The 1,897-nt window shown below is 58.7% G+C and carries 1 protein-coding gene; it reads right to left on the reverse strand.

What is annotated here, in order from left to right; genetic code table 11:
- Positions 1 to 341 precede the first annotated feature (341 nt).
- Positions 342 to 1,541, reverse strand: coding sequence for a glycoside hydrolase family 5 protein (locus ACP5E6_RS05015; protein ID WP_427952437.1), 1,200 nt, complete (start codon positions 1,539 to 1,541; stop codon positions 342 to 344).
- Positions 1,542 to 1,897: the final 356 nt, after the last annotated feature.

Raw genomic sequence — 1,897 nt, forward strand, 5'->3', positions numbered from 1 at the left:
GCCAGTCGCTGATGTGCCAACTTCCGGCCCATTGAACGGGGGGGCCACGAACCGATGGGGTCGCGGGGAGAATCGGTCTTCGGCTGTGGCCGCGATCTCGTTCGGGGACGCCAAGTTGGACTCCTGGGGCAAATCGGCCCAAAATCTAATTAACGATATAGATCTAGATTTTTTAAAACGTTAAAATCGTTATGGTTGAAAGTGCAGTGCAACAGGAAATTGATAGGTAACGAATCCGGAGGTTGAAAACAATAAAATAATTGTAAAGAAACATGCGTAAAATACAATTAATAAGAAAAGTTACTAAAATGATATTTGCGGTGGCCCATCGAAGCGCGGTCTTACGGCGGTATCGCGGCCGGTCGTTTAAAATCGATCGTTGACCCTCGATTGCACGGCACCGGCAGCAGGCGATGCCAGACGGCGTATTGGGCGGGGCGCAGCGTTCCGTCGGCGTTGAGCGTGCCGTCTGGCGCCTCGCCCGGCAGGTTGCCCCAAACCCACCAGTCTCCCGAAATCGGCTGCTGGCCGGGGGCAAAGGTCGGGCCGCCGCCGGCGCCGTCATGGCCGTTCATGTAGTCGAGCAATGTTGCCGCCCAGCGTCGCGAATCGGCTGACGTCATGCTGCTGCCCATCTCGCCAACCCAGACCGGAGCGACATTGCCGGTGACCAGATAGCCCCAGGTGCGGTTCATCGCGGCGATGGCCGCCGGGCCGTGATCGGGATGGACCGCCGAGATCTCGGCCGGATAATCATGCACCGAATAGACCAGATGGTGCGGCACATTCAGCACGACCGGGTCCACCCCGGCCACGGTCAGATCGCCCGCGGGCGCCGGACCGGTGCGGGCGAAGGATGATGCGTAATTCTGCGGCCCTTCCGCGATGATCAGCGCGCCCGGATCGACGGCCTGGATCGCGTCGCCGACGGTTTGATCCATCGCGTGAATATCCGTCGGCCCATAACCGCCATGCGGACCGTAGGGACCCCAGGTGATGTGGCCGTTGGTATTTGGTTCATTGTCGAGATCGAAACCGATCACCGTTGCGTTGCCGGCGAAGGTGCGTGCCACCGTGACCCAGTCGGCTTTGAATTTTTCCTGGGTGACGGTTCCTTTGACGCCCGCGCCGTTGGTGTTGTTGGTGCCTGGTCCGCGATCAAACCACAGGCCGTTGCGCTGCTGCGCGCCGTAACCATCGCGTGGGTTGGTGAACCCTTCGTCGTTATGATGGTCGATGATCACTTTCAGGCCGTTCGTGGCGGCGGCGGCGACGATGTGCGTCAGGGAAACCAGATCGGCCTTGAGGTTGGCATCGTCCCAGGAGACCCGCACGGTATTGAACCCCGAGGCGGCGATTGCCGCCACCGTTGCTTGGATGGCGGAAAAATTCTGGTTCCACCCGACACTTGCGATCCGCACGTCGTCACCGGCGGCATCGACGATCTGGCTACCGTTGGTGTGCAGGTAGCCGGGCGGGAGTTTGGCACAAACCGAGGCGCGCGGGGCGGCGACCGTCGCAGCGGGCGATGGCGGGGTCATGCCGACCTCAGCGCTGGGAGGTGATGCACATTGAACCGGCCAGCGTGACGCCGAGGCTGGTTGTGCCGTCGGATTGTCCGGTGATCGATGCGAAAAACCGTTGCATAATTTATTTTACACATGGTAATGCAGATTTAAAGAGATTTTTTGTGTATTAATAAATCAAATAGTATTTTTTATGAGATGTATCTCAATGGATCGAAAGAAAATACGAAAAGATTGTTTTCTCGTGTGTCCTGTCGCGGAAATCGGCGGCGGGATGGGGCAGGTGGTGTCTTACCTCCTGCGTGCGTCGGAGGCGCAAATGCTGAGTGCGTCGGAGGCGCAGATGCGAAGTGCGTCGGAGGCGCAGATGC

It is taken from the genome of Acidiphilium sp. (assembly GCF_049977125.1).
Taxonomy (GTDB): Bacteria; Pseudomonadota; Alphaproteobacteria; order Acetobacterales; family Acetobacteraceae; genus Acidiphilium.

What these genes read in the sequence shown, in the direction of transcription:
- ACP5E6_RS05015 (WP_427952437.1), bottom strand. Translation starts at nt 1,541, where the DNA reads ATGACCCCGCCATCGCCCGCTGCGACGGTCGCCGCCCCGCGCGCCTCG.